This is a genomic window from Protofrankia sp. Cj3 (assembly GCF_917627355.1).
GTDB lineage: Bacteria > Actinomycetota > Actinomycetes > Frankiales > Frankiaceae > Protofrankia.
The window spans coordinates 4,786-5,880 of the sequence record NZ_CAKJTR010000046.1; the positions used below are offsets into that span (position 1 = coordinate 4,786).

1 protein-coding gene is annotated in these 1,095 nt (G+C 57.6%); it reads left to right on the plus strand.

The annotated features are described in order from the left end of the window. A partial coding sequence (locus MJ783_RS08745) for a class I SAM-dependent methyltransferase (RefSeq protein ID WP_239309875.1) occupies window positions 1-714 on the plus strand: 714 nt, incomplete at its 5' end. Window positions 715-1,095 lie beyond the last annotated feature (381 nt).

The following is a 1,095-nucleotide window of genomic DNA, read 5'->3' on the forward strand; positions in this document are numbered from 1 at the left end:
CGGGCCCAGGATTTCTACCAGGAGATCGCGTCAAATTACGATCTACGTAACTCCGGGAACCTGGTGTCGACCCACCTGACTACGGTTGCGCAGTTGCAGACAATTCGAGAACAAAAGTCTATACTACGAATACTTGATCTTGGCGGAGGTACCGGTAAGTTGATAGCAATCCATTTCTTCAATGAAGAGGAGATAACCTGGACGTACATCGACAGCTGTCCGGCAATGGCGGCCGAATTTCGACGGAATCTTTGTGGCTACCCGCTGGGGCGGAAATCAGAGGTCGTGGTTGATGACCTGAATCGAGCGCTGCCCCAGCTGGATGCCGGCTCCTACGATGTAATCGTAATGTCCTTGGTGCTGTCTTCGATGGCGGAACCACCGGACTTTGCCCTGTTGGAGCGACTACTGAGTCCCGATGGGTCACTAATCATCACCGATATTAACCCTGGATACACTCGCGACGCCCCATTGTACAAGGTGTGGGTAGACGGAACAATCGTCGCGCTGCGCACAAGGCCGGTGGATCCGTTCGAGGTGATTCGCCAAGCCAGCACGGCTAACCTACAGATGACCGAACTGAAGACGATCGGTGGGGACAGTACCTACTACTCGTTCCTGACGGTGTTCAGATCGAATGGGATCCGCTCTACGGACGCCGCAGGGGACGGTCACCAGCGGTCAGTGCACCGCCGCCTCGCGCCGGGACCCTGAGCAGGAGTTGGAATCGGGCTGTTGGGGCAGGTCAGGAGCCTGCCCAATCATAATCAACTTTGTCAAGATCCATGTTCCCAGCATGATGCGGACGGTACACTGACCAACGCCATCGACTTGATCTTAATCGCGGCTTGAAGGCCTGTTTTCCCCTGACTACCGAGAGTGATTTCCGGAATTCAGGCGTCGTGGTGGCCCGGCTGTCGCCTCGGGTGAGCGACCGGTCGCTCTCAAGGCACGGGCCGCTGCCGAGCACATCCCCACTTCGGCGCTGATCCAGCGCATCCTCACCCGAACCGTCCGCGAGCCCGACGCGCCGGTGCTGACCGTCGAACAGGTCGAGGAGATCGCCCGACGCGTCTTACGCGAATCAGTATGAAC